Raw genomic sequence first — 26,697 nt, 5'->3', positions numbered from 1 at the left:
GGCCCTGGATCGGGATCGTCGCGCAAACGAGGCAATAGTAAAGTGTCAATCTCAATGGAAACACCTGCTAGCAGCAGCAGCGAACTCGTCGACAAGCGCTATTACAGGGCGGGCGCGACCTGGGAAGACGACACGCACAGGTCAATGCGTCGATCACGTACATTGGCCTGGATCGTCAGCGGCGTTTCGGGACTGGTTGCGGTGCTGTCGCTGCTGGCGCTCGTGCTGATCCTGCCGCTCCGGCAGTTCGAACCGTATGTTGTGGAGGTCGACAAATCGACGGGCTACCTCGAGATCATGCGCGCGCTCAAGCCTGGAGATTTGTCCCAGAACGAGGCCGTCGCGGCGGCCAATCTGGTGCGCTATATCAGGGCCCGCGAAACCTACGATTCGCGTGAACTGAAACAGAATTACGACCTGGCGCAGCTCTACTCCACCGACGCCGCGTCCAAGGATTTGACATGGCTTTTCACGCCTGCAAATCCGCAATCGCTGGACAAGGCCTATGGCCGCAATGTCACTGTCTCGGTCGAGATCAAATCGGTTTCCCTGCTCAATCGCAACACAGCCTCGGTGCGCTTTGCCACGACGACGCGGCGGGACAATTCGTCCACCGCTGACAATTGGGTGGCGGTGATAAAATTCCGCTACACCTCGACGCCGCTGAAGAACGAGTGGCGTTTCGACAACCCGTTGGGATTTCAGGTTACGGATTATCGCCGCGACCAGGAATCGGCGCCGGCTGCGGGGAGCCTGCAATGAGATGGCGCGTGAGCCTCGCCCTGTCAGCCGCCCTTCTGCTCGGCGCGATCCACGGCGCGGCCGCACGCGATGGCCGCATCCGATATGTCACCTTCAACAATGACGACGTGACGTCGGTGCGCGCAGCTCTTGGCATTTCAACGATGGTCGAGCTCAGTCCGACTGAAGTCATCGAAACCGTCTCGGCCGGAGACACGAAAGGCTGGTCGATCATCCCCAAACGCGGATCGCGGTTTCTGTTCGTCAAGCCGCTAGAGCGCGATGCGTGGACCAACGTCAACGTGGTCACCAACCGGCGCGTCTATTCCCTGCTGCTGCAGGCGACTGACAATGATCGGGACCGGGCATCCTTCCAGGTCCGGTTCAAATACCCGGACGAGGATATCAACGCGCGCCTGCTCTCACAGGCCAAGGAGAGCGCAACCGATCCGGATTTGAAGGACCTGAACTATGCCGATCTCAATTACGACTACGCCTACAAGGGCGACGACAGCCTGAAGCCGCGCACCGTATTCGACGACGGCACCAAGGTGTTTCTGGAGTTCAAGGGCGACATTCCGGCGATTTTCGTTGTCGACGACAAGCGCCATGAGTCGCTGGTCAACGTTCGTACTCAGGGCAAATACACAGTCATCGACAAGGTCGCACGGCAATTCACCTTGCGGGCCGATGGCAAGACGCTCTGCCTCTACAACCGGGCGCGACCCAACGCTATCGATCCAGTCGAGCAGGTCTACGGTCCAACGAAACTGACGGGTGGTTCCACCCTGTTCGGATCCAGCGGAGGGCGGTGATGACCCAGATCGATTATAACCAACTGGACGGTAGCCCGACGGTCGCGCGCCGTGGTGCGGGCGTGGGTACCAGGATCGCCCTGGTCAGCCTCGGCGTAGTGCTGGTAGGCGCGCTGATATGGCTGAACTGGCCTCGAGAGCCGATATCGCGCGATGCTCGCAGCGAGGGCGAGGAAAACTTCAACCCGCCGGAGTTTCGCCCGCCGGCGTTGAACGATCCGCCGCAACCTGCCGACGGCACGATCGACCAGATCGTGGTGCCCCCGCCCGCCGCCGACCAGAATGGCACGCAGCAGGCTGACAATGTCGATCAGACCGTGCAGGAGGGCGCGGATCTCGATGCGCAGCGACGCGCGCTGGAGGCGCAAATGGCGGCCGAGGAGGCTCGCCGCAAGGCTGAGGCGGAAGAAGCCCGCCGCAAGGCGGAGGCCGCCGAGCATGAAAAAGCGGTGTGGGAACGCCTGCGGTCGAACCAGATGGTGACGAATGATCAAACCGGCTCGACAGATTCCGGCGCCCAGGCGGCGCAGGTCGAAATCGCGCCTGACGGTCAGATCATCCCGGTCCCCGGCGCCGACAGTGACCCCAACAAGGCATTCCTGGCGCAGTCTGAGGCAAGTTCTTCCGGCATCGTCAAAGCCAGGGCCTTCCGACGCACCGATTCGTTGATCCCTGAAGGAACGATCATTCGCGGCTATTTGGAAACCGCGATCAACACCGACCTTCCCGGTGCCGTGCGCGCTGTCGTGCGTGAGGACGTCTTCTCGCTCGACGGCAGGCGGATCCTCATTCCGAAGGGCTCGCGCCTGACCGGAGAATACCGCTCAGGGCTTGCGCGCGGTCAAAAGCGTGTTTTCATCGTCTGGAGCAGGGTCATCCGCTCGGACGGCATTTCCGTCGATATCAAATCGCCTGGCGCAGACGCGCTCGGCCGCGGTGGCATGGGTGGCCGTGTCGATACGCACTGGATTGAACGGTACGGCAACGCCATCATGCTTTCTGTCGTTGGCGGTGTCTCTGAATATCTGTCCTCGCTTGGCGATAGCAGCCAGAATGGACAACAGCGCCAAGTGTCGACGATCGATCCCGTAACCGGTGAGACCACGACCGTAACTTATGGGGGCAATGGCTCGCGGCGCGACGCCCGCGGCATCGCTTTTGACAAGTCATCGACCGCCCTGCAGCAACTCGCGCAGGAGGCGTTTCGCGACACGCAGAACATTGGTCCGACAGTCTCTGTCGACCAGGGCACATCGGTCGTCGTACTGGTGCGGCGAGATCTCGATTTCTCGGATTTGTATGCCGATCCCGTCCAGGAAGAAGTGGCGCGCCTGAAGGCCGGTGGGCGGCCGAAGACGGCGATCGATCCGACGCCTCTCTACACGACGCCAAAGGATCATTTCTATCCCGGCTATGGGAGCCCGGTGAAATGAATGCCGTGCATCCCCTTCCCGACCCTTGGGCAAGAGCCCCGGTGCTGCGCGCTCATCTGGAGCCGATATGGCCCTATTTGAACGAAGATGCGGTGTCCGAGATTGCGATCAACAGGCCCGGTGAATTGTTCATCGAACGCCTCGGCGCGAAAGAGATGGAGCACGTCGTCAAGCGCGAGGTCACGCCCGGCTGGATTAGGCATATCTCGACGGGTGTCGCCTCGGCGACCAATCAGGTCATCAACGATGAAAACCCGGTCCTGTCGGCGGCTCTACCCTCGGGCGCATCCAATGCATCTTGCCGCCCGCGGCTCCCGAAGGCGGGGCGATCTCAATCCGCAAACAGGTCATCATGGATATGAGCCTTGCTGCCTACAAGGATCTCGGCGCCTTCGAGAACACTGCGATCGGCAGCGGCCTGGCGCTGTCGGCCGAAGAAAAGCGACTTGTCGAAATGCTGCACGACACATCGCCGATGGAGTTCCTGCGGTATGCGGTGCGCAACCGTGTCTCGATCGTCGTTTCAGGCGGTACGTCGACCGGCAAGACGACGTTCTTGAATGCACTCCTGAAGGAGATCCCAGCTCATGAACGGATCATCACGATCGAAGATACCCGCGAACTGAGGCTGCCGGCTCCCAACAACGTCACCCTGATAGCCTCGAAGGGCGACCAGGGCCTTGCAAAGGTCTCCGCGCAACAGCTGCTCGAGGCCTCGCTTCGCATGCGACCCGACCGTCTGTTGCTGGGCGAATTGCGCGGCGCTGAAACCTTCGCATTCCTCCAGGCGATCAACACCGGCCATCCCGGTTCGCTCACGACCGTTCATGCCAATTCCGCCCGGTCCGCCTACGAGCGGCTTGCGCTCATGGTCATGCAGGGCAGCTCGGGCCTCTCACGAAGCGAAATTCTCGACTATCTGCGCGAGGTCATTCCGGTGGTCGTCCAGATGGTCCGCACCGAAGGCGGACGGCGCGGCATCAGCGAGATCAAGTTCACCAAGGCGGAGACGATCTAGCGGGGCCTATCCATGCAGAAAATCGCAACAGCAATTTTCATGGTGCTCATGGCGATGGCCCTGGGCGTCCTGCTCTTCACGGTCGCCTATGCCGCGACTGATTGGTACCGGACCGGCTCCCACGTCCTGTTCGAACAGCTGAACGCCAATCCCTTGCCGGTCGTTCGTCAGGCCTGGGCGGACACGATGGCGAGGGATCTTGGCCGGGTACAATACGCCATTGCCGCGGGAGCATTGGGGTTTCTTGCGCCCCTGGTCGGTCTGTTTGTCATGCGCCCGAGAAAGCGCAATGACTCTCGCTTCATGACGATGAGCGACGTAGCAAAAACTGGCCTGACGAAGGTTGGCGGCGTCTTCATCGGTCGAGCCGGCGGCAGGCTTGCCGAAATTCTGTCGCCCGGCCGCGATCAGCGCTCCGGCAAGATCCGTTTGACGCAGCGCAAGCTAATTGGCGGCAAGAAATTGTGGATTGATGGCGATGATGTCGGCGGCTTCGTCATCGGGCCGCCGCGCTCCGGGAAAGGCACGTCTCTCATCATACCGAACGCCCTCACCTGGCAGCATTCGCTCGTCGTTCTCGACCTGCGGGGCGAGACCTATGCGGCGACCGCCGGCTACCGTTCAACCATGAGCCGCGTGGTGCGTTTCGCGCCGGCTGATCCGGACGGCAATACAGCATGCTACAATCCGATGGACTTCATCTCCCTGGATTCGGCGCAGCGCGACATCGACCTTCGCAATATCGCTGCGGCGCTGTTTCCGCGACCGCCCTCAAATGCAGACCCGTATTGGGTTAACGACGCCCGTCTCCTATTTACCGGCATCGCGTCCTTCGTCATGGAATCGCTTGCGATCCCGAACGAGAAAAAGACCTTCGCCACAATCCTCGAGATCATGAACGGTGCCGAGCAGCCGCTCCTGGAATTCATCGGCTCGCTGCGCGAGGAACGCCGCCGCGAATGTTCGCATTTCACGCTGCAAACCCTGTTGCCCTATTTCGAGATGTCTGAGCGGCAGTTTTCCGGGATCTACGCCGGCGTACGGACCGGCATGGCGCCCTTTCTCAACGAGCGCCTGATGCGAGCTACCTCGCGCAGCACGTTCGATATTCGCAATCTCAAGCGCGATCGGATCTCTCTTTATCTCGACGTGCGGCGCGAGCAGATTACGTCGCTTGGACCTTTGTTCAACGTCTTGATTACGCAGATGATGAATTTCATGTCGGAAAGCCTGCCGCAGCCGGGCGAGCATCCGGTGCTTGTGCTGCTCGACGAGTTCCAGAACCTCGGCAAGCTCGAGAACGTGACCGAAACGGCGAGCGTGCTCGGCGGCAACGGCGTTTCTATGTGGTTTTTCGTACAGTCATTGAAGGCTGTAGACGAGATCTATCGCCAGGAGGGGCGCAAGACACTCATCAACGCGGCTCGCGTGCAGATCTTTTTCGGTGCGCAGGACGTTGACGATCTGCGCTACGTTTCTGAGCAGCTCGGCGAGACCTCGGACGTGCAAAAGGACGTGACGCGCACCAAGGCAACATTGTTCGACACTTATTACACGCGCTCGGAGCACCGCAAGGAAGTGCGGCGGCCCCTCATGCGGCCAGATGAAATCCGCACCCTCGACAGGAACAAGGTCATCATATTGCCGCGTGGGGAACTGCCGATCCTCGGCACGCGCAATTTCTATTTCGCCGACGGCCAGCTCGCCAAACGCGCGTTCATGCCCCTACCCGCCTCTACCGACGTTTCGCGGACGAAAAGCCCTGCCGCGGACTCCTCTGGGGCGGTTCCATCTCCTATGCTCCCGACGATTGTGCCGACAGCACCCGCGTATCGCTCAGGCCTCTTGCAGGCCCGCCTGCGGCGCGGCGCGACATTTGCCGCAAAAGCAGGCCGTATAGCTCCGCCGCCGAGCCGGCGCGCAATCGTAAAAGAAAGGCTGAAAGCAACAGACGCTGCAGACGTACCAGCCTATGCCGCAATAGATTTTTCCGCTTTGGCGGCCAAAGCAGTGACAGCACGCATAGCGCCCGACAAAGAAGCGGCGGTTGCGGCGATCCTGAACAAGGTGCGGTCCCTGCGTGCCAACGCATCCGATATCGAGGGTTTCGATAGGAATTTGAGCGTCGTCGAAGATACTTTGCCTGATGTAGTCGATGGGTAGGCTAGCATTCCAATGCGGCGGAGAGGTCATTTGTCTACCGTGACCGCACACGTCACGGCGGCGGAGGAAATTGCCGCGAGCTTCGGGCAGTGCCAAGGTCTCAATCGAGAAGATCACACGGCGCGAAACGTCGACGATACGAAAAACTCAATACGGCCTGGACCGAAACTAAAGAAGTCGTCGCGCGTTGGACGCGGATAACGCTATTTCGTCTCGAGTATGGTTTAGGTCAGAGTGGTCAAGCCAACGTCGCGTAGGGCAATCAATGGGTCGAGCGCCAGTCAAGCGAAGTCGCCCGCTCGTGACGAGGCCACTTTAGCGCCGCCCGCTTTCCGGCCGGTCCAGCTCGCAACGCTCGTGGACACAGTCCCTGCCGGCAATCGTTGGATCCATGAGATGAAATACGACGGCTATCGTATTCTCGTTGCCGTCGGCGGTGGCGAGGCGCGAGCTTACACACGATCTGGTCTGGACTGGTCTAGCCGTTTTCCCTCGATCCTCTCCGAGGCTCGCAAGCTCGAGGTGCGCTCCGCCCTGATTGATGGCGAGGCCGTGGTTGTCGATGCGGAAGGAAGATCTAACTTCCAGGCACTTCAGAAGGCATTGAAGGCTGCCCCGGCTACTATCGACTTTTATGCGTTCGATCTGCTGGAGCTCGCCGGCGAAGATCTGACAAGGCTTCCTCTTCTTGAGCGCAAGGCGAAGCTGCAGGCGATCTTTCCTGCGAAAAATCCGGTCCTTCGGTACTCCGACCATATCCTCGGCCGCGGAGAAGAGCTGCTCGATCGCTTCTGCGCAGCCGGCCTTGAGGGCGTCATTTCAAAGCTCGCGGACTCGAGTTATGTGGGAGCCCGCGGCGCAAGCTGGCTGAAGATCAAATGCATCAGGCGGCAGGAGTTTGTGATTGTCGGCTGGACGCCGTCCGACAAGGTCCGAGCTTTTCGGTCCTTGATTCTTGGCGTTCATGACGGCGGCAAGCTGCGTTACGCCGGGAAAGTCGGCACCGGCTTCGATACCGCTGAACTTCTTCGTCTCTTGAAGATCATGGCGCCGCTTGAGCAGAAGGCCGCGACCGTCGACGCACCACGCGCCGAAGTGCGCGGCGCACACTGGCTCCGTCCGAAACTGGTCGCTGAGATTGCCTTCACCGAAATGACAAATGAAGGGACGTTGCGACATCCGAGCTATCTTGGTCTCCGCGAAGACAAGAAGCCGGACGCGGTCGTGCTCGAGAAGGAACGTCATGTAGCCGATCTCGCCGCGACTGCGACAACAGCCATCGCGATAAGTAACCGTAACCGCATCATCTATCCGGAGTCCAACATCACCAAGGGACAGCTCGCCGACCATTACGCAGCGGTTGCGGCGATCATGCTTCCCTGGGTTGGCAGCCGGCCGATCAGTCTGGTTCGATGCCCACAGGGCCGCGCGAAGAAGTGTTTCTTCCAAAAACACGACGCCGGCAGCTTTGGCGACAAAGTCCATCACGTCGGCATCACGGAGAAAGACGGGCACGAGGAACCATATCTCTATATCGACGATGCCGACGGATTGATGACTTGCGTCCAGATGGGAACGATCGAGCTGCATGGATGGGGGGCTCGGATCGAGGATGTCGAAAAGGCCGACCGCCTGGTGTTCGACCTCGACCCCGATGAAGGCCTCGATTTTGAGGCCGTCCGCGCCGCTGCCTTTCAGTTCCGCGCCATCCTTAAATCGCTGGGGCTCACGACTTTCCCGATGCTGACAGGAGGCAAAGGAGTGCATGTCATCGCGCCCCTCACCCCTGGCGCCGAGTGGCCAGAGGTGAAGGACTTCGCATCTCGCCTGGCGCAGGCGGTCGCCCAGAGCGATCCGGCCCATTTCACGGCCGTGTTGTCAAAGGCGCGCCGCAAGGGTCGCATCTTTGTGGACTATCTACGCAATCAGCGCGGGGCGACCGCGATCATGCCCTACAGCGTAAGATCACGTCCGGGCGCTCCTGTCGCGGCACCGATCACGTGGGCGGAGATGAAGACAATAGACGCGCCCTCTCATTTCCACGTGGGCGATGCTCCTGAATTAAAGAAACGCGCAGCCTCCAAAGCTCTGGCTGGATGGGGTCGCGCTGACCAATCCTTGCCTAATCTGTAGCGTCCGACGCGGGAAGAGTCAGTAAAGCCAGCATTCAAAGGGCAACGTGGCGCTCATGGCCCTGCCTGATTGGAACCTGCGGAGATAGGCCTCGTTTGGCAGAAGCCATGGTAAAAATCGATCCAAGGACCGTCGCCAATCTTTTGAGGGAATATGCGCAACGGGCGTCCATGCGCGGCGACAATCCCTATCGCACAAAGGCATACCTGCGCGCCGCGGACAGTCTGACGGCGCTATCGCAGCCGCTTGATCGGATCATCGCCGCCGGCGCCCTCACCAAGATCCCGGGGATCGGTGACGCGATCGCAGACATCGTGACCAAGCTTTACCAAACCGGCACGCACCCAAGCCTTGAGAAGCTGCGCGAGGATGTTCCAGCGGGCGTGATGGAGCTGTTTGCCATACCCGGGCTTCGTCCCGATAAGATACTGAAGCTTCATCAGGCGCTCGGCGTGAACTCGCTGGCGGAGCTCGAGGCCGCAGCAAGAGAAGACCGTATACGCCCAGTCAAAGGTCTCGGCGCCGCGCTTCAGACAAAGCTCCTGCAGAACCTGGCCATCGTGCGAAGCGGCGAAACGCAACTTCACCTGCACAAGGCCGCCGCTCTTCTCGAACATGCGGTCATATCGGTGAAGCAAGAGCATCCAGAATTTTCACGCGTGGAGATTGCAGGTGACTTCCGGCGCGGTTGCGAGCTCGTTTCTGACTTCGCCCTGGTAGCGCAGGCCAGAAAATCGACTGGTAGCGAGGATGCGACCCTCAGGCTTGTTGTTACGGACAGGAAGCACTTTGGCGCGCGCCTGCTCGAAGCAACCGGTTCGGCAGACCACCTCGAGCAACTGAAGACATTCGCGGCCGACAAGGGATTCACCCTAAACGCCGACGGGCTTTATCGCGGGAGAAAGCTGATCGCGTCAGCGACAGAAGAAGAAATCTACCAAGCTCTAGACTTGCAGTTTATCGAGCCTGAATTGCGCGAAGGCAGGGACGAGATTGAGCGAGCGGCAAAGCAGAAGCTACCCGCCCTCATCCGGGATGAAGATCTGCATGGCATCCTGCATTCTCACACGACCGCATCCGATGGCACCGAAACGCTTGAGGCAATGGCTGAAGCCACGCGCAAGCGCGGTTTCGAATACTATGGTGTCGCCGATCATTCGCAGTCCGCTCACTATGCTGGCGGCCTTTCGGTGCAGGAGATTGCTGAACAGCACCGCGAAGCTGACCGGCTGAACAAGGCATACAATGGAAAATTTCGCATACTGAAGGGCATCGAGGCGGACATCCTGGCGGATGGCTCGCTCGATTACCCGAATGATATCTTGGAGCAGTTCGATTTCGTCGTCGCGAGCGTGCACAGCCGCTTCAAGTTGCCCAAGAAGGAACAGACGGAGCGTATCATTGAGGCGATCGGAAATCCTCGGACGACAATCATCGGGCACATGACCGGACGCCAGCTGTTGCGCCGGCCCGGTTATGATCTCGACGTCGACAAAGTCCTCAAAGCGTGTGCGAAACACGGCGTCGCTGTCGAAATCAACGCACATCCTTGGCGACTCGACCTCGACTGGCGCTGGCATCAAAAGGCACTCGATCAGGGCTGCATCTTCAGCATCAATCCGGACGCTCATTCGATCCGCGAGCTCGACCACATGCATTGGGGTGTCGAGATGGCGCGCAAGGGCGGTGTCCCTGCGAAGCGGGTCCTGAACGCGATGCGTTTGGCGGCCCTCCTTGCGCATCTCGCACGGCGCAGCCAAACGGCCTAACCTGCTTGTGCGCCCGGCCTATCAGTGCAGGAGTCCGTCCTTCTCAAAATCTTCCCAGCCGCGCAAACTGGAGTGCGCGTTCTCATCGTGGCCATAGCCAGCTGAAGCTGCAGTTCCGCGAACGCTTCTTTGAGCACGTTTCATAGCCGCCTTCCCCGCGCCACGCCGCCTATTCTCTGCAGCTGTCGCTGCGTCCTGTTCGCGCCAGACCGTGACCAGGTCGCGGTCAAGCACATCCTCGACGTGCTGCGGGTCGAACACGTGAAAGGTGATGTTCCTTGCCCGCCCGCGGAGTTTCACCGTTTTCGTCCCGGTGCTTTGCAAGCGACCATCTTTCAGCCAGCGGTGCCGTTCGGCCGTCGAGATCGTCAGAATGTCCTCGATTTCACGGGGGATTACGGGCAGGTCTTCGATATTCTGCAGTGCTTTGGATACGATCCCGAATACCACCTTCACATCATCCTCGGCGCCCTCAGACAGGCGCAGGGTGAGCACGCGGGACTCGATATGGAGCAGTTTCCTGAACTCCGTTGGAAGGCGTGCGCGTATTTCGAGAAAAATACCCTTCGCTCTAACGGACGATCCAAGCGTTGCAGCCGGGGTTAAAGGCCACTCTCCGATCAGCTTCTCCGTTGCATTGATTTTTCGGCGCGTGGACATGCCCCTTTATATAGGTCATCCATTGTCGGCAGCGATGAGCCGATCGCAAAGCCAACGCGAGTTCTAATCCCCAGTGGCCTAACCAGTATGCCCTAAAGGCGCACCACGATTGTTAGCGGGCCCGCTTGCAATTACGACTAACAGGAAGCAGCAGAGTTCATCTCACAGTGCGTTTCCGCCTGGCGGCTTTGGGGCCGGAAGCGGTCTGGCAGCTTCTAGTGCAAGATGTAAGTGAGCGGACATTCAGCTCGGCGCAGGCTCGGTCCTAACCTGACCCAATGCCGCCTTTCCGGCGACGGATATTCCTCTCTAAACCGGACATTCCTGGCTTCGTCTCTCTGCTCGATGCGCCGCATAGCCATCGCACGGCTCCTGATAGAAACGGTTGATCCTTTTGGTTGCCATGGCGATATGTTTTACACTCGCCATGGCAGCAACAATTTCAGAATCATCAGATGCTGTCTTGGCTTCGACAACCGCTGCGCGATGATCGACCAGATATTGCCGCTTCGCACGACAAGAGTTGCGTTTGGAACTAAATCCAAGAGTCTGTGATCAGTATTCGAGACAAACGTGACGCTCGGCCGTGTGACCGACAAAATTCGACTCGACATCGAACTTGATTATGATAGCATCTTTTCCGGGTATTCGGGCGCGCCTAATGAAAGACGCAAAAAAATATTTGGAAAGTCAAGGGCTAATTCCTTTGAGTCCGGCAGAGGGTCTAGTCTCACTGGTAGATTTAATATTAGGACCAGGTGTTACCGGAAATTGGTGGAGTCACCACCGGGCGAATGATGCTTACAATGCATATTCCGCGTTGGCTAACGATCCCGATGTGATCGTAATCAAGCTCATCGACTACAAAGTTACACTAATTCATCGAAGTCTTTGGGCCTGTGTTTTCAAAATTGCCTTGGACAACAAAAGAATAAGGTGGAGAAGGAGTTTCTTATCCCCAGACGGTCTCCGGTTATTCAATCTAGTCGAGAGAGCCGGATTGGTTGCTTTAGATTTTATAGTAATTGATCTCGAAATGCCAAGGAAAACACTTACAAAAGAGAGAAAAAAGCTCGAAGAGTGGGGGCTTGTGCTCTCAAAGGAAGAGCACACTCCAAGCGGTCGCCACGACATAGTGCTGGAGAGCTGGAGATCGGCGGCGAGAACAAGAATGGTTGCTCCCCCCGCCTCGTTGACTGTAATTAGCGCATATCAAGAGATCAGATCACGTATAGGACGACATAAGTCGTCCTTGGCATTGCCATGAAGACGGAGGGTATCATGCGATTCCAGTATCTCATTCTGCCAGTAATTGCCACAGGAGTACTGCTTTCGTCCCAAAGTCCAGTGAGAAGCGCTGACGAGAAAACCATCGTTTCCAAAAATGAGTTGGCCGAGGTGAAGGGAGTCGATCTCGGCATAGCGGACGATGAAACATTCAAGCGGCCGAATTCTTGGGGCAAACTCGAAACAAAACATCCGACCAAATACGCCGCGGTAAAAGAGTCGTTCCTCCCAACCGAGGTTGTTCTGGGTGGCGATTTTAGTGGGCCGGCAAGTCGCCCGGGTATGTCTATTGCTTGGCGCAACGCAGCGCAAGTCGAGGAAGTCGAGGTCAGGGTCCGAAACCTAGGCGACACAGCAGCAGAGGGGCGCGTCTGGGTGGATATCCTTGACGAAGAAGGCCAACCAATCCTCCAACTCGAGCCTCCGGACGACATGAAAACAGTTCGAATTCCCGCCGTCAAGGACGGAGGACGGGAAGGTAAAATCTTGCGGATGAAGTCCAGTCGGGAGTTGAACAATATCATCGACCAGTTCGATCGCGATCGTCGCCGCTATGACGTGCGTGCGACCGTGGAGACGATAGGTGCAGTCGACGTGAACCCTTTGGACAACACAAAGGGGAAATCCTGGAATGTGCCGCACCGTGTCGAACCCGATTACACGAATGTTTTCAATTATGTCTTCAAGAACGACACCGCTGAACCAAAAACAGTGAGATGGCTTCTTGAACGGACACCCTACCCGCCCGACTGGAAGATCGAGGGCATTCCGGAGAGCAGCGATCCGTTTGTGCTCGCGCCCAATCAAGCCATTCGTGGTACGCTTACCATGAAAGCACCCTCAACGTTGAACGAGGGAGACTTCCTAGAAGCCAGGCTTTCACTCGTTGACGTCGCCAAAAATGCGACCTGGCAGCAACGCGAATGGTTTCAGGTATATGACACTATCCCTCCAACAGTGACCGATTATAGATTGGTCACGACTGCTGACCATCGCATCGGAATCCAAGTGCTCGTGTCCGACGAGGGCTCGGGGGTCTTGGAAGCGACTGGAGTGACGACGCAATTTTCCACCAATGGGGGCCTGACGTGGGCCGGGTCCGCTCATAACTATAAATCAGGAAACTTCGTGGTACCAACGCTGTTCGAGGCAGTTATTGGTCCCTTCGCTCCGGGGACGGATTTGCAGATTCGGTTCAATGCTCTTGATACTGCTGGCAACGGTACATCGGTAATACCCGATGCCGCAGTTGGTATATCTGCGCCAGCAGGGGCTGAGAAACTTCTTGATCTGGCGACTGTTTTTCCGCGCACCCTGCCTAACGCGATCTATGACTTGAACCCCGGTAAGGTCGACATGGGTGAAATTGCCTCGGAGTTCGCTGTCGCCGTGGCAAATTCAACGTCCGATCCTGCACGTGTAGAAGCAATCGGCAAAGTGCTCAAAGAGGTTCCGATAGACGCTGAGAGCAAAAAAGTACTTATGGATGCGGCCAAGCGGTTTTCCGCCGAAACCTCCAAAGGGACGATTGCACAAAGGTTTCAGGAGCTAGTCACAGATCTGCCTACCAAAAACGTCGTTGATGAGACTGTGAGAGAGGTGCAGTTGACGCGGGTCGCCGCCCCTGGCGCGGACAAGCTTCATATCACGACGCTCGAACTGAAAGTTAAATGAAGCTGGCCCTGACTCTGTCGCTAGTTGCAGTCGCCACCGTTGTGGCGATGGCGCAGCCATTCAAAGTGGAGCGGCCACTAGGTTTGATCGAACCGGACATACCGCTGGACCGGCCTCTTACGTACGAGTTGGTTGGGTTGGGAAAGAAGCTGTTCTTTGACAGCTCTCTTTCTCGGACTGGGACAACGAGTTGCGCAACTTGCCATGACCCTAAATTTGGTTACGCGGACCCGCGTCCGCGTAGCATTAGCGACGGCGGGTTAATACAAAGTCGTAACGCCCCATCTCTCTATAACGTCGGATTCCTGCCTTCGGTTATGTGGGACGGGCGGTTTCGTACACTCGAAGACCAGGTGTTGGACGCCTTTCGTGAGAGCGGAGAGATGGGAAAGGATGTCGGAAGCGCCGTCCTCGCGTTAAAATCGAACCGCGAGTATGTCTCCCTCTTTCGGAAGGTTTTCGATGAAGAACCGAACGCCGACGACCTGGCGACGGCCGTAGCTGCGTTTGAAAGGACCCTTGTTTCAGGCAACAGCGCGTTTGACCATTACCTTTTCGGCGGCGACGCGCGCGCTCTGAACGCTTTGGAGATCAAAGGTCTGGGGGTGTTCTCCACGAAGGGAGGTTGTCTAAATTGCCATGATGTTTTCCATCCCAAGTTCAACGCCTTGGGAGGAGGTCTCGCGCTCTTTTCGGATTTCCGCTATCACAATCTAGGCGTTGGGTATCAGTGGGGAAGGTTCCGCGATTCCGGCCGATATGCATGGTCGCGCGACGCGACCGAATGGGGTGAGTTTCGAACTCCATTTCTTCGGAATCTGAACCTGACTGCCCCTTACATGCACGACGGTAGTATGGGCACGCTGGAAGAAGTCGTGGACTTCTACAATCGTGGCGGCAACGCTAATCCGAATCTTTCGCCGTCAATCCACCCGCTCTATTTGGACGGTTCTGAGAAGACAGCGCTGGTGGCGTTTCTTAAGTCATTAACTAGCCCCGAAGCGGAGGCGACCGCGCAAAGTGCTAGCACGCTTGATAGGCCATGGTATCAAAAGACGACGCCAAATAAGTGAACTTGGAGATACAGATCGCATGGCTCCTATGAAGTCAAAACGACCTGTTCGTCAGAAAGAAGTGCCGCGGTGTTGATATCCACGGTGAACTGCTCGCCGAAAGTGACATACCCGTTATGCATGTGAACCATCTTGGGTTTGCTGGAGGCTGTTTCGTTTGAGTCTTTGTTTTTCAATGAGAACGCCAGAATCGAACATCGAAAGACTGGCTGGGTGAAGAGCAGAAATCATCGAACCAGTAGCTGGCGTCCGCTTCGCCCCCATTGCAGGCATCTTAGGGCGCCGGCTTAGCTCTCCGGAACGGACGTTTCGCTGCAAATCGTATGAAGCACGAAACTTGGTCCCGGGCCTGGATTCGAACCAAGACTTCCAAGTCCACGACCTGGCGTGCTAACCGTTGAACACTACCCTGGATCTCCACTATCGAGGTATTAGAATTGCCGTTCAATGACTTTTTTGCGTCGATACAGGACGCTCGTCGTCGGACCGGTACAGAGCGCGGGGGAGCGTGGTATCGCGGAATAAGTGACGGAAGGCATCGGCTGAGACCTTCACTGTTGCGGATCGAAAATCGGCACGCCGATGCCGAGGTCAACATGTTCGCTGATTTCTGGACAATGATTGAAGGGGTAGCTATTCAGAACAGCTGGGAACGTCTTTCGTTCATGCAACATCACGGCGTCCCGACTCGGTTACTTGATTGGACAACTGATCTTAATGCGGCAATGTATTTTGCCGTTGCGAATTCGGAGCGAAAAGGAACTGGAGACCCTTGGATTTGGGTCCTTAACCCTTACAAGCTTAATGAGCTTTTTTGCGGCGAGCGGGTAATATACGATGCCGTGGACAGCGTGAACTTCGATTATTATGAAGCTGCCTTGGCTGCTAGAAGAGGCATCTCGTTCCCTAATAAGACGCCTATTGCCATGAGACCAATGTGGTCGAACCAGAGAGTACGTCTTCAGTCTGGGTGCTTCACATTCCACGGCGACGAGGGTGCATTGGACGACGCTGTTAACACCAGGGTTGCGAAACGCGTACCGGTCCCGCATTCCTCGGTTCATGACATGAGACGAAAACTGATCGACGAAGGAATAAACCCTCTCCGCCTGTTTGGAGGGGTAGAGGGCTTAGCAACTTACGTTCGAAGATCGCACCTCGGCTAATAGCGGTAAGCAGGAATCGGATGACAATCGGTTCGCCGCGGCGCTCCCGCGAAGCGGGTCCTTCCGCTTCCGGCCGACTCCAACCTCGGGGCTCGCCGGGTTCAAAGTCCGAGAAGGGCGGCTTGGGTCGTTGCGCGGAGGGCAGGTTTGTAGAAGCGCCGCGAATGCAGGTTATGGCGCAACCACGACTGCAGCGTGATCACCGGCGATGTCTGCTTTCAGGAAGCCGCAAAGCTGTTCTCTACGGCCGAGATAGGCGCATTGCTGCCATCCAGCCTGATCATTCTGCGACGATGCGTCGTTTTGATAGACCGCCGCGCGAGGACGCTAGGTTGGCCCTTGCTCAACGCTCGTAATCGTTGTCGTTTGAGCGCTGCGTCTTGCGGTCCTGCTCTTCAGCCTGCTGAGCCTTCTGCTTTTTGGCGTCCTTCTGCTTGGCGCTTACCTTCTCCTGCTCAGTGCCGGTGCGCGGCTGCTCCGGCTCGCGGGGATCGTCCCGCGTTGGAAGGTCTCGCCCTCGCGCCTCGCGCTCGGGGATTGGCTCCTCACTGCCACCACCACGACGCTGTTGCTGCCGCTCGAATTGCAGCCGCGCGAGACGGTCGTGCATCTTGTCGTTGACCTCTTCACGATACTGTTCGAACTGTCCTTGATGCGCCGGCGGCAGCGTCTCGCGCATATTGTCGAGAGCCTGATTGACGCGGGCCATCTGACGCCGCATTTCCAAGGGGGTTTGCGCCATATCCAAATCTCCTATCAGTGCATTCAATTCTCTCATACCGGGATGGGACAGGAAAGACTTCTGCCCCGATTCATCAGCTCCGCGATCCGCGGCAGGACCTGGCTGCCCCTCCCTTGTCCGATCACGACGGAACTGCAGAAAATTGTTGCCGATCAACTCCGCTGCAGCGAGAGCCTGACCGACTACGCCCGCGGTCCGCATCGTCGTCACAGTCTTTTGCCATGCGGCAGCAATTGCATCGCCGTTCACGACAAGGGATTGCCCATCCAGACGGCGTTGCCGCTTGGCCTCCACTCGCTCGATCGTCCTGGCGCTGATCTGATAGCGCGGATCCCCCTGGGCGCGGCTATAGGCTCCGGCATGCTCCTTCGTGAAAGGCCGTGTCATCGCATGATCCATGCGCCGCGTCGCCACCATCGCAATGCCGTTCTCGCGTGCTTTTTCCGCAAAGCTCTCGCGCCAGGCGATCAGATCTGGCTTGTAGAATTTCAGGCGTTCGCCATCGGCTGACCGTGCCTGCACCATCGCGTGGATATGGACGTGCTTGGTGTCCTTGTGATGCGCCAAGACGAACTTGTATCCTGGCGCGCGCTCCTCGAGCACGGCGCGCGCCGCGGCCATCACGGCGTTGGCATCGGTGCCGGCTCTTGCCGAGAAAAGCAGGTGATAGGCATTGCGGCGCTCACGCCCCGAAAACTGCGGGCGCCATTGTTCATAGACTGAAGCCGCAGCCTTCGTGGAGTTCTTCACTCCAGGCACGGGCTCGCCATTTGCGTGGCGGACGTGACTGTGGGTGCGGATGAACTTCTGCAGGAAATATTTTGCTTTGGGTTCACGGCTCACAGCCGCCGTTACCTCTGCCCTGGCGACCACCCCCGCCGCGCCCATGGTTTCAGACAACCGCGCCTCGATCTTGTCGAGCGCCTTGCTGCGCGAATCCTCCCGACCACCGGCCAGGACCTTGGCGAGCGGTCCAGCCCGCTCATCGGTGTGCGCGTAAACCTCCACCGTCTGTCCGTCCTGCGCATAGATGATCGGTTTTGCCCCGAATGCCTTGTTCAGCGCCTCGCTCACGGCGGCATCGGTGACCTCGCTGGCGAGCTCGAAACGAACCTCCAGAAAATTGGTATTTTCCAGGGGCGGTTCGAACGTCTCGCAAAACGTCTCCAGGAACGCCTTTCTTGCGCCGCCTGTCGCAAGCATCTGCCCATCCTCGTCGAAAATCTCGATGTCGTGTTTCTCGCCTTTTTCGTCCTCGCGCTTGCCGATGTAATTGAGTAGCCGCGCGGCGGCTTCCCTGGTCGACGGAGGATTGGGCATGACCTTGAACACGGCAGGCTGCGCGCCCGCCGCATAGCCTGCCCTCGCCGCCACAGCCCGCGCCTGATAACCCGCCCGCGCCGCTCGCCCTGTAGCGCTCGCGCGACCCGCGCCACGGCCACCGCCGCCGCCGCGCCGCTTCCAGTCTTCCTCCTCCTCTTCCGGCCGGAAACCGGCGAGCGTGGCGCCATAGACCATGATCGGCGCGCTAGGGGCTCTGGGCGAACTCGCAGCAGCAGTAGACTTCGGTGCCCTGCTGGACATGGAACTCCCCGAAGCCCCCAATCCTCCCGACGACGAAGGAGGGGTGTTGCTGCCGCCACCTAGCGTCGAGCCGGCCTGTCCTTGCCCGAGGCGTCCGCCGCCACCGGTTCGCTCATAACTCTTCATCGCCTGGAATTCACCGGCCTCGCGTCGGGCGCCCGTCACGGACTTGTCGTCGTGGAGCTCCTCACGCTTCACGTCGGACTCGCCCCGCAGATAGCGTTCGATTTCGGCCGCGTAGCCAGCAAGACGACCGCTCATGGCCTGGCTTCCCTCGCCTTGCGTGACCCGCCAGTCATCGTCTTCAGTTCCTCGCGAAACTGCCGCACCAGGTTGCCCACGGCGATCAGCGCCTGCTCAAGATCCTCATCATGGGCAACACGGCGGTCGTTCATGGCGCGCACGGCCTGATTGAAATTGACACCGACGCGCCGCAGTTGATCGGTCATGTCCACGATCGCCGGCCGCAACGCCTCCGACGCAATAGGCAGATGCCCGGCCTCTGCCCGCACAAGACGCCGCACGACCTCGCTGACGGTCACGCCGTCCGCTCCGCAATGGCTTTGAGGCTGGCCAGCTCGTCAGCCGAAAACCGGATGTGTGTCACCTCGCCATAGCGTCGTGACGCGCTCTTCACCGCTGCATTCTGGGCGTCTGCATCCATCTCTCAAGCCCGCTTGCGGGCGCGAAGGCCCGCCAGGGCCGCGCCGCTTATTTTGTGTGTATCACAAAATAAGCTATCCTGCCAATAAGAAGTGGGGAGGAAAGCAAATTATGGGCGCGTCTTCTCACCAGCCCAGTTGTCGGGCGCGGGCGAAATGTTCCCGTCGTGATTTGATGCGATGTGTCTATGATGCGTTGGCGACTTGTTTCCGTGTTAACACGGAAACAAGTCGGCCTCTGATGGGCAGCCGGAAAAGCTTGGTCGGAAATGCGCAGTCGGATTAGCCCGCCGGAGCCCTTCTTCGCTGAAGACAGCAGCTGCGCAAAACTCCACCTTGAGCGAGCCCTTCGGTGCGCGCATGGGTTGCCAAACCAGTCTTCCCCGTCGACAATGTCACCATGTTTCGGACCGTGATTTTGTTTCATGTGTCCATGATGACTTGTTTCCATGTTAACATGGAAACAAGGAGACAACGCGGGAAGGAGGCCCCATGATCATCTCCGCTGCGATCCCAAAGGGTGGCACTGGCAAATCGACGATGCTGCGCACCCTCGCATCCGTCGCGCTGCATAGGGGCTATTCGGTTACTCTTATCGACGGCGACCGGCGGCAGAACATGAACCGCTGGTTCCAGATGCTGGGCGAAGCTGGCAATCGTCCTGACAGGCTCCAGATGGTGAGCGCGATGACACCGCAGGAAATCCTTCGCGCGGCCGCCACTCACAACGGTGAACGCTCGGTCGTCTTGATCGATACGGAGGGCACCACAAACGATAACCTCATGGCCGGGCTCTTCGCCGCCGATATTGTCGTCGTGCCGGTCTATTTTGCCCTCGACGATGTCACCGCCGCCATCCAGATCACCGACCACTACATCCCGCTGGCGGTCGAGAGCCGGGATAGACCGCTGCCTGCGATATTCGTGCTGACCAAGCAGACCATCATCGATGGTAGGGCGCGAGCCCTGACCGAACTGCGCGCCATCATCCAGGCCAACGGCACGCCCATTGCAGAACACGTCCTGCACAATCGCGTTGCCTACCGCGACCTTCAGACCGGGCAGACCCTTTACAGCCCCGAGGTGCCTGACGCGAAGGCGATTGCCGAGAGCGAAGGGGTCTTCGACGACCTTCTGCAAACCTTCATCGAAGCCACAAGGAACGCGGCATGAATGAAGAAACCGCACCTAAAGCCGGTGACGACAAGGAAGCCCGCATGATGAAGGCGATCTCCACGCAGCCGCCGGCGCTGCCCAGCATGTTCATCCCACAGAAGGCCGAGCCATCAGGGATCAAGGAGCAAGCTACGCCCCACATGCAGGAACCGACAAAGCCATCCACGGCAGTCGAGCCTGATTTCCGCAAGCTGCTGCGGCAGGGTCAGAAAAAGGACCCCATTGCCGGAAAGAAGATTCGCGAGGAGGAGATGATCCGCTGCGGGTACTATCTGACGGCAGTGGAGCAGCGCCAGTTCAAGTTGCTGGCGATCAGCAACGGGCACAGCATGACCGAACTGCTGCGAAAGGCCGTGCAGGATTATATCCGCGTTCATAAGCACAAACTGCCAAAGGAATAATCGGCGGTATGGAGTCGCTGTCGCATGCTGTGACGGGTGATGTTCGTGACTCTTTGCGACGCGCAAAAAAAGGGCCCGCAACGGAACACTCCGTCGCGGGCCCTGAGATGTGTTTGCCTACTTGGGTTGGTTGAGGTGTTTCAGCACCTGGCCGAGGATTGTGTCTCGCACCGGACGCCCGCTGGCTGCCGCTTTATCGTCGACCAGCTTTGCGGCCAGTTTGGGCGACAGCGGGATGAAGTCGCAGCCGTGTGAGATGGCTGCGCGATGAAGATCCTCAAGCGTTTCGAACGCGCGATCGTGGGTGCCGAGCCAAAGACCGGGCTCGTCGGTTTCTTCGTGTGGGAACGCCTGCAGGAAGTAGGTCCGAAGTGGTGGATCGTAGCCGATGACAGCGTCTTGGTCCGAGCGGCCCTGTCCGGTGACGGTGCCAGTGACAGTGATGGTGTAGCGGCTCATTGCAACCTCCTATTGCCGGTGGGGAGCCGGCCCCTTGCGGGGCCGGCCACTGATGCCTCACTGGGGGTTGTTCCAGAGGATGACCTTCTTGTTTTCCTCGCCACCCGGGGCGGGAGCGAGATTGCCGAAGATGACGCCGATCTCGGGGGCCTCCAGCTTGACCGAGAGGTATTCCTCGCCCGAACGCTGGGAGATGCGGTGCCAGCCGGCTCCGATCTCGAAGCCCGTGCGCTTGTTGACGATCCGGTAGTCGGGGGCGTCCTCGCGCGATTTGTTGGGGTTCGGGATGAGGGTGATCGGGGCATTGACCCGGAGCGTGGCGAAGACGCCTTCCATCGAGCCGTCGGCCTTGGTGGTGAGGTTTGCGATCGTGGTGGCCATGGTAGTTCTCCTTCGGTTGCATCGGGACCATTCCCGATGGCGCCAAAGGAGAGGACCGTCCTGCTGCGGTCATCTCGGCGAATATTCTGGAAAATTCTATTTGCCGAAAAATAGCGGACAGGCCCTTCGCCTGTCTGCAGACAAAAAACAGAAATCGAATTTTCCTGAATATTCGCCGAGTGTACCCCCAACGGGGGTTGACCGCACAAAGCAGGCGGTCGTCTACAAAGGCGACATGAAACGGAAATGGCCCCGGATGCGACCGAAGGAAAAGAACTCAGGCCGCCATCGCTAGACCGCCGACGCAACGCTGCCGGATCGCAGGAACAGGCTGCAGCCTCTCGGGTCATGTCGTCGGCATCGCCAACACATCGAACAGCAGCCCGGCGCGTGACCGCCTTACGTGTTCGGTATGGCGGCACAGCGGTTTCGAGATCGGAGCCGACTGGCAGCGAAGTTCACGCCCCTCGGGGACGAGCCTCGCAGCCAGGTTGGATGACCCGGCACGCCAGGATGTTCGGCACGCTTGCCCCGCCTCAGAGGCGAGAAGCGTCAAGATGATCATCCTGCACAACGCCCCGCGGCTCTGCGCGGGCCGGTTTCGAAAGGGGGGTCGGCTCCGGCCGTTCATATAAGTGGAGTAGGCGGCGCGGGGCCGGATCAAGCCTATCGGATCGGACCGCCGGGCTGTCGGCGGGACCGCGCGTACATCATCCCGGCAACGCCAGACGCTCGTCCGGCATCATGCGGGCTTCGGCCTGGCGGCGAATGTCCATACCGGCATGGCGGAGTATGGCGCACCAGTCTTGCACATTGTACGTCGTCGCCACGCTGCCCCTTGCCAGATCGTAAATGACGCACGGCTTGTTCGCGATGGCGAGCCGAAGCACGTTGACGGCCGTGCCGGGTGATGCGCCATCCCAGACCATCATGCCAAAGTCGGCGCGCCGCGCCATCTCCCGGTCTTTGGCGGCATGGAACCAGTATCCTTCGGCGCCCTCAGTAGAAGGAACATGGTAGGCGGCCCAGTCGCCCAGATTGTTGCGGGGTTCCTTGCCGGTATGGAAGACCCCGACATGTTCGTAGCCGTAGCCAGCGAGCAAGCCCTGCGCCTCGGCATCGGCTCCGGGCGCGTCGCCAATCAGCACGCCGTGCTCGGCAGCAACGATTGCGCCGATGCGAGCGATGGCAGGTTCCGGCAGCTCGAATATCTCGGGTGATCCACCTATGAATATCATCGACATCGTGTTTATCCCTTCTCTCCAGCGTCCCCCGCCCCGCGCCGGCCGCCCTCTCCCTCTAGCCCGGCGCGAGGGATCGTCACCCGAAGGCCGAGACGGCGAAGCCGGCTCGGGGAGCGGCGGGACGCCGCGACTAGAGCCCGGCCGCCGCAGGCCGGCGCGCCCGGACCCTGCCGCTGCCGGAGGCGTTACGCGCGTGGAGCTAGTGGCCTTTGTCGGCCAGCCAGAGGCTCACGTCCTGGATCGAGCGCATGAGCACCGACGGATTGTCCCGCGCGGGAATGAAGCCCCAGCTCTGCCAGTAGCGCTCGGCCTCGGCGTCGATCGCCCGCACCACCACCGCGCGGCCGCCGACGATGTCGGCGCCGGCGACGCAGCGATGCAGCGCGTCCTTGACCAGGCCGCTGCCGATGCCTCGTCCGGCATAGCGGTGGTCGACGGCGTTGTCCGATTAACAGGGTCGGATCGGGCCGCCGGCCGGTGCGGAGGCGCGCGGTTTGGCTGGATCACGCCTGGCGCGAGGCCGTAATAGCCGACGACTGTGCCCTCGTCGTGAACGATCAGGACGCGGGTAAACCGCGGGCCTGGTTCGTTCGCGCGAAGCCAGCCAGCCAGGCGTTGAGTGCCGGCTTGCCGCAATCGAAGCTGTCGAGGCGGTGCGTGTCATCGAGGAGTTCGATGCCTGAAAGCGCCACCTAACGGTCCCAGGGCGGGGACCGGCGCAGCCGCTCGGCCGCCTTCGGCGGAGGCGCAGCGGCGGGGGCCGAGATCGCCTGCATGAAGGCGTCATAGGCTTCCGGGGACACGCGGATGACGGTTGTGTTGACGATGGCCGCCTGCGCCTCGTGCAGTGCTGCGCGCCGCATGAACTCGGTGCGCGACAGGCCGAGCAGCTCCGCGCCGCGGTCGATGATCGTGAGATCGTCGTCGCGAAACCGCATCGAGACGGATATCTTCCTATTCGCGGCGGCGGTCATGGTGCGTTCCTGTGCTGGATGGACATACGTCCGTGCAATGCAGCATGACACCGGATTTGCGTGACGCAACATTCCTGTTCCTGCGACCGGCGTACAGGCATGCGGAAACGGCGGACTGATCCGATCCGAGGTATGCTCCCTGCCGCGAAAGAGAACGTCAATCCAGACGGCTGACGCGGCGGCCCTCGCTGCGCGCTTCGATAAAGGCGCCTGCGATCTTCATCATGAATGCCTTGCTGAAACGACCGAGGGGCTTACCGTCGGATTCGATGTACCAGGAGCGTTCGGCAATATCGTAGTTGTATTCGTCAACCACAATCCAGCAGCGTTTGAGATTGGTCAGACCGGCGCGGCGGCACTCGATAGCGGAGACTTCCAAACCGACCCGATCGCTGGTCGGTGGCTGGGTGGTTATCGCCAGGAGCGCGAGATGGGTCAGGCCATCTCTTGCGCCGCGGACAGCAATGACCACGCAGGTCGGCCGGCTCTTGCGGCCTTCCGTTTCGCCGCGCTCGTGTTGCCATGCCCAAAGATACGGGTAGGAGATCACCTGACCAGGCAGAAATCTACCGCTCATCATCGTATCCTTCCCCGCGCGCCAATCGGTCGATCTCGGCGGCGAAGAGTTCCGTGTGTTCCTCCGGCATCTCGGCGACATGGTATGCGCGGCGGGGATCGCCGCCGATGCGCATCCGTTCGTAGTGCTCGTAACTCATCAGCACGAACCGGGGTTTCCGGTGCTTGGTAAGAATAACGGGTTCGCGGCTGGCAACGTCGGTGACGTCGCCAACCTGCTTGTTGAGATCCCCCGTCGTGAACTGGCGCATGGCTAGACTCCTTGATCGATCTCCATATTATCTGGATTCGCCAGATTTGCAAGAAAACGGCGCTCACGCGCCGCCCTCCGCGAACCGCCACACGGGAATGCCAAGCCGGCGGGCCTTGTCGGCGAGGTTCTCGGTGATGCCGGAGCCGGGAAAGACGATCAGGCCGTAAGGCAGCACCGAAAGCAGCTGATCGTTGCGGCGGAACGGAGCCGCCTTGGCGTGCCGGTTCCAATCCGGCTTGAAGGCGATCTGGATGACCTTGCGGTTCTCGGCCCAGCACGCGGCGATGCGCTCGGCGCCCCGCGGGCTTCCGCCGTGGAGCAGGACCATGTCGGGATGCTTCTCGCGGGCCTTGTCGAGCGCATCCCAGATCCGGTCGTGATCGTTGCAGTCAAGGCCGCCGGCGAAGGCGATCTTGGTCCCGGCCGGAACGAGCACCTCGGTTTCGGCATGGCGGCGGGCGGCGAGGAAGTCTCTGGAGTCGATCACCGCTGCGGTCATCGCCTGGTGGCTGACCTTGGAGCCGGTGCGCGGCCGCCATGCCGATCCGGTCTGCGCCTCGTAGAGGTCGGCGGCCTCATCGCGCATGATTTCGAGCACGTTGCGGCGCTCGATATAGCTGATGCCTTCCGCGGTCAGCCGCTCCAGCTCGACCGACTTCACCTCCGAGCCGTCCTGCTCCTGCTGACTCGAGCGCTGCGCCTCCTCGTTGCGGTCGAGGCTGCGGGCGACACGCTCGGCGGCACGGTGGAAGACGTTTGCGAACGACCAGAGCAGGTCGTCGAGATCGGGTTCGAGCCTGGTGTCCCCGAGCATGCCGGCGAAGGTTTCTACGATCCCGGCGAGGCCGGCCCGGATCACCTCGTCGTCGGGAAGCGGCCGAGGGTCAGGTTCGTCCTGATGCGGGCGATGGCCGTACATCTGCAGTTCGAGGATGACGCGGTCGGTCGGCGAGGAGGCGTGGGAGGGCTCGTAGGCGTCGTCGAGAGGAATGTCGTAGGTCATGGCGGTGTCTCCGTCGGTTGTGGCCGCGCCTATCGCGGCCTGACAGCGCATCCCGGCCGCGCGCCGGGCGCGGCCGCACCGAAGGCCGAAGCGCGAGCGGAGGACGGCGAAGCCGTTGCGGCCGCGACTGGGGGGTGGCAGGGGTCGCCTCTCAGGCAGGCCGCGGGCGCGGCCTCTCCGGTGGACCCCCGCCATATCTGCAGGCTGTCCGACGCCGCGCCGAGCCGCGTGCCAGCCCGACCCATTCATCCGGGCGGCAGGAAGAGACGGGCATCCTCCGGGACGAGTTGATCGCGGAGCCATGCCGCGAGGTGGGCTTGGCCGAGATGACGCAGATCGTCGTTGAAGTCGCCGAGCTGCGGCCGCAGCACCAGGGCGAGAATCCCTGCCTCGCCTGCGCGCTGGCTGAGACGCTCTATGCCGTGCCGGCCGGCGGCGTCGGCATCGGCTGCGATGTAGAGGCGACGGCAGCCGGGCGGGAAGATCAGGCCGGCGAGGTGATTGGCTGAGGTGGCGGCAGCCAACGGCAGCGCCGGCATCGCCGTCCGGAGCGACGCCATCGTCTCGAAGCCCTCGCCGGCGGCCATGACGGGCGCACCGGACTGTTGGCCTAGCCAGATGCCGTTGCCTAGCAGGTGACCAAGCGAGCGGCGTGGATCGGCGACCGGCGCCTTGCCGACCTTGCCACTCGGGTCCAGCCCAGAGGACAGGTAAGTGCGCTGCAGGCCGGTGATACGCCCGTCGAGGCTGGTGACAGCGGCGATCAGCGCAGGCAGGGTCCGCGTCTCGCCCGTGACGAGATCCCTGTAGTAGCAGCCAGGATGGAAGCGCAGCGCGCGCTCATGCGTCGAAAGCAAAATGCCGCGACCGGCAAGATAGCGTTCGGCCAGCGTACCGGCGATCGGATGGGACATGGCGAACAGGCGACGCGCGGCGTCAGGCGAGCCGCGTGTCGCAGCAGGCTGGCGATGCGAGCCAAGGGGCTGGGGCGGGAGCTGGGGCGGTGGCAGCGGCATGGAGAGGAAGCGACGTGCTTCATCCGCGACCTCGCGGAAGTCGACCAGACCACAGCTCTGCTCGATGACGTCAAGCAGGTCGCCATATTCCCCCGACGACTCGTCGACCCATTTTCCGGCTGCCTTGCCGCCAACCGCCTTGAGCCGCACATGCATGGAACGGCCGCGCGTGTTGCGGACATCGCCGACCATCCAGTAATTGCCGGAGCGACGGCCGTTGGAGAGATATTCGCGGCACACCGCCTCGGCATGTTCGCCAAGGCGGCGTGCCAGCTCGGAGGGCGAGACGGTCAT

The 26,697-nt window shown here is 60.1% G+C and carries 26 protein-coding genes, 1 tRNA gene and 1 pseudogene; 13 read left to right on the top strand and 15 right to left on the bottom strand.

Features of this window, described 5'->3' with window-relative positions:
* Positions 1 to 54: 54 nt before the first annotated feature.
* The 7 genes and pseudogenes from NKH78_RS22645 to NKH78_RS22610 all read left to right on the top strand — a co-directional run bounded on the left by NKH78_RS22645 (position 55) and on the right by NKH78_RS22610 (position 10,072).
* Entirely contained in the window at positions 55 to 762 is a 708-nt protein-coding gene (locus tag NKH78_RS22645) for a VirB8 family type IV secretion system protein (protein WP_352884134.1), read from the top strand.
* Entirely contained in the window at positions 759 to 1,556 is a 798-nt protein-coding gene (locus tag NKH78_RS22640; protein ID WP_352884132.1) for a TrbG/VirB9 family P-type conjugative transfer protein, read from the top strand. The genes NKH78_RS22645 and NKH78_RS22640 overlap by 4 nt, the downstream gene beginning before the upstream one ends.
* Entirely contained in the window at positions 1,556 to 2,989 is a 1,434-nt protein-coding gene (virB10, locus tag NKH78_RS22635; protein ID WP_352884130.1) for a type IV secretion system protein VirB10, read from the top strand. Before NKH78_RS22640 ends, virB10 begins: the two co-directional genes overlap by 1 nt.
* A pseudogene (gene virB11 / locus NKH78_RS22625) lies at positions 2,986 to 4,007 on the top strand (P-type DNA transfer ATPase VirB11). The gene virB10 and the pseudogene virB11 overlap by 4 nt, the downstream one beginning before the upstream one ends.
* Positions 4,008 to 4,019: 12 nt before the next feature.
* Complete coding sequence (locus NKH78_RS22620; protein WP_352884123.1) at positions 4,020 to 6,170, top strand: type IV secretory system conjugative DNA transfer family protein; 2,151 nt, start codon at positions 4,020 to 4,022, stop codon at positions 6,168 to 6,170.
* Between the two features lie 234 nt (positions 6,171 to 6,404).
* Positions 6,405 to 8,303, top strand: coding sequence for a DNA ligase D (gene ligD, locus NKH78_RS22615; protein ID WP_352884120.1), 1,899 nt, complete (start codon positions 6,405 to 6,407; stop codon positions 8,301 to 8,303).
* 107 nt (positions 8,304 to 8,410) lie between these two features.
* The gene (locus tag NKH78_RS22610) at positions 8,411 to 10,072 is read left to right on the top strand and encodes a DNA polymerase/3'-5' exonuclease PolX (protein ID WP_352884268.1); all 1,662 of its coding nucleotides are present in this window, start codon (positions 8,411 to 8,413) and stop codon (positions 10,070 to 10,072) included.
* A 21-nt stretch (positions 10,073 to 10,093) separates the two neighbouring features.
* Here NKH78_RS22610 and NKH78_RS22605 read toward each other — a convergent pair whose 3' ends face one another.
* Positions 10,094 to 10,732: a hypothetical protein gene (locus NKH78_RS22605; RefSeq protein ID WP_352884118.1), complete on the bottom strand. Its 639-nt coding sequence runs from the start codon at positions 10,730 to 10,732 to the stop codon at positions 10,094 to 10,096.
* 661 nt (positions 10,733 to 11,393) lie between these two features.
* On the opposite strand from NKH78_RS22605, the gene NKH78_RS22600 reads away from it, so the two are divergent.
* The 3 genes from NKH78_RS22600 to NKH78_RS22590 are packed head-to-tail and all read left to right on the top strand — an operon-like array spanning position 11,394 to position 14,766.
* Positions 11,394 to 11,999 (top strand): hypothetical protein, encoded by a 606-nt coding sequence (locus tag NKH78_RS22600; RefSeq protein WP_352884116.1) that lies wholly within the window; start codon positions 11,394 to 11,396, stop codon positions 11,997 to 11,999.
* Between the two features lie 14 nt (positions 12,000 to 12,013).
* Positions 12,014 to 13,693, top strand: a complete 1,680-nt coding sequence (locus NKH78_RS22595) for a flagellin family protein (protein ID WP_352884114.1) — start codon at positions 12,014 to 12,016, stop codon at positions 13,691 to 13,693.
* Positions 13,690 to 14,766 (top strand): cytochrome-c peroxidase, encoded by a 1,077-nt coding sequence (locus NKH78_RS22590; protein WP_352884111.1) that lies wholly within the window; start codon positions 13,690 to 13,692, stop codon positions 14,764 to 14,766. The genes NKH78_RS22595 and NKH78_RS22590 overlap by 4 nt, the downstream gene beginning before the upstream one ends.
* Before the next feature lie 338 nt (positions 14,767 to 15,104).
* Here NKH78_RS22590 and NKH78_RS22585 read toward each other — a convergent pair.
* Positions 15,105 to 15,180, bottom strand: a tRNA-His gene (locus NKH78_RS22585).
* A 23-nt stretch (positions 15,181 to 15,203) separates the two neighbouring features.
* Here NKH78_RS22585 and NKH78_RS22580 point away from each other — a divergent pair.
* Positions 15,204 to 15,932 (top strand): FRG domain-containing protein, encoded by a 729-nt coding sequence (locus NKH78_RS22580; protein WP_352884109.1) that lies wholly within the window; start codon positions 15,204 to 15,206, stop codon positions 15,930 to 15,932.
* A gap of 343 nt (positions 15,933 to 16,275) precedes the next feature.
* Here NKH78_RS22580 and NKH78_RS22575 read toward each other — a convergent pair whose 3' ends face one another.
* From NKH78_RS22575 to NKH78_RS22565, 3 genes are read right to left on the bottom strand one after another with little or no spacing between them, the layout of a single operon-like run.
* Positions 16,276 to 18,519 (bottom strand): relaxase/mobilization nuclease domain-containing protein, encoded by a 2,244-nt coding sequence (locus NKH78_RS22575; RefSeq protein ID WP_352884107.1) that lies wholly within the window; start codon positions 18,517 to 18,519, stop codon positions 16,276 to 16,278.
* Positions 18,516 to 18,800 (bottom strand): hypothetical protein, encoded by a 285-nt coding sequence (locus tag NKH78_RS22570; RefSeq protein ID WP_352884104.1) that lies wholly within the window; start codon positions 18,798 to 18,800, stop codon positions 18,516 to 18,518. The genes NKH78_RS22575 and NKH78_RS22570 overlap by 4 nt, the downstream gene beginning before the upstream one ends.
* On the bottom strand, positions 18,797 to 18,922 hold the full coding sequence (locus tag NKH78_RS22565) for a hypothetical protein (RefSeq protein WP_352884101.1): 126 nt from the start codon (positions 18,920 to 18,922) through the stop codon (positions 18,797 to 18,799). Before NKH78_RS22565 ends, NKH78_RS22570 begins: the two co-directional genes overlap by 4 nt.
* A 490-nt stretch (positions 18,923 to 19,412) precedes the next feature.
* Here NKH78_RS22565 and NKH78_RS22560 point away from each other — a divergent pair, with 490 nt between their 5' ends.
* Both NKH78_RS22560 and NKH78_RS22555 read left to right on the top strand, forming a co-directional pair.
* On the top strand, positions 19,413 to 20,093 hold the full coding sequence (locus NKH78_RS22560; RefSeq protein WP_352884099.1) for a nucleotide-binding protein: 681 nt from the start codon (positions 19,413 to 19,415) through the stop codon (positions 20,091 to 20,093).
* Positions 20,090 to 20,497, top strand: coding sequence for a hypothetical protein (locus NKH78_RS22555; protein WP_352884097.1), 408 nt, complete (start codon positions 20,090 to 20,092; stop codon positions 20,495 to 20,497). The genes NKH78_RS22560 and NKH78_RS22555 overlap by 4 nt, the downstream gene beginning before the upstream one ends.
* A gap of 117 nt (positions 20,498 to 20,614) precedes the next feature.
* On the opposite strand, the gene NKH78_RS22550 is transcribed toward NKH78_RS22555, so the two are convergent.
* The 10 genes from NKH78_RS22550 to NKH78_RS22505 all read right to left on the bottom strand — a co-directional run bounded on the left by NKH78_RS22550 (position 20,615) and on the right by NKH78_RS22505 (position 26,697).
* Positions 20,615 to 20,956, bottom strand: coding sequence for a hypothetical protein (locus NKH78_RS22550; protein ID WP_352884095.1), 342 nt, complete (start codon positions 20,954 to 20,956; stop codon positions 20,615 to 20,617).
* Between the two features lie 57 nt (positions 20,957 to 21,013).
* A complete protein-coding gene (locus NKH78_RS22545) occupies positions 21,014 to 21,337 on the bottom strand; it encodes a DUF736 domain-containing protein (RefSeq protein WP_352778180.1) in 324 nt (107 codons plus the stop codon).
* A gap of 710 nt (positions 21,338 to 22,047) precedes the next feature.
* Positions 22,048 to 22,581 (bottom strand): hypothetical protein, encoded by a 534-nt coding sequence (locus NKH78_RS22540; RefSeq protein ID WP_352884093.1) that lies wholly within the window; start codon positions 22,579 to 22,581, stop codon positions 22,048 to 22,050.
* 199 nt (positions 22,582 to 22,780) lie between these two features.
* Complete coding sequence (locus NKH78_RS22535) at positions 22,781 to 22,912, bottom strand: GCN5 family acetyltransferase (RefSeq protein WP_352884091.1); 132 nt, start codon at positions 22,910 to 22,912, stop codon at positions 22,781 to 22,783.
* A gap of 226 nt (positions 22,913 to 23,138) precedes the next feature.
* The gene (locus NKH78_RS22530; protein ID WP_023723161.1) at positions 23,139 to 23,273 is read right to left on the bottom strand and encodes a hypothetical protein; all 135 of its coding nucleotides are present in this window, start codon (positions 23,271 to 23,273) and stop codon (positions 23,139 to 23,141) included.
* Positions 23,274 to 23,555 (bottom strand): type II toxin-antitoxin system TacA family antitoxin, encoded by a 282-nt coding sequence (locus tag NKH78_RS22525; protein WP_352884088.1) that lies wholly within the window; start codon positions 23,553 to 23,555, stop codon positions 23,274 to 23,276. It lies immediately after the preceding gene.
* A 157-nt stretch (positions 23,556 to 23,712) separates the two neighbouring features.
* Entirely contained in the window at positions 23,713 to 24,132 is a 420-nt protein-coding gene (locus tag NKH78_RS22520; RefSeq protein WP_352884086.1) for a hypothetical protein, read from the bottom strand.
* Entirely contained in the window at positions 24,122 to 24,382 is a 261-nt protein-coding gene (locus NKH78_RS22515; RefSeq protein WP_352443212.1) for a type II toxin-antitoxin system prevent-host-death family antitoxin, read from the bottom strand. Before NKH78_RS22515 ends, NKH78_RS22520 begins: the two co-directional genes overlap by 11 nt.
* Positions 24,383 to 24,445: 63 nt before the next feature.
* Entirely contained in the window at positions 24,446 to 25,387 is a 942-nt protein-coding gene (locus NKH78_RS22510; RefSeq protein WP_352884083.1) for a DUF2493 domain-containing protein, read from the bottom strand.
* Positions 25,388 to 25,632: 245 nt separating this feature from the next.
* Positions 25,633 to 26,697 (bottom strand): DUF7146 domain-containing protein, encoded by a 1,065-nt coding sequence (locus NKH78_RS22505; protein WP_352884080.1) that lies wholly within the window; start codon positions 26,695 to 26,697, stop codon positions 25,633 to 25,635.

The sequence above is a fragment of the Mesorhizobium sp. M0910 genome, assembly GCF_040319465.1.
GTDB lineage: Bacteria > Pseudomonadota > Alphaproteobacteria > Rhizobiales > Rhizobiaceae > Mesorhizobium.
The sequence above is the reverse complement of the archived record's forward strand: the minus strand, read 5'-3'. Positions and strand labels throughout refer to the sequence as shown.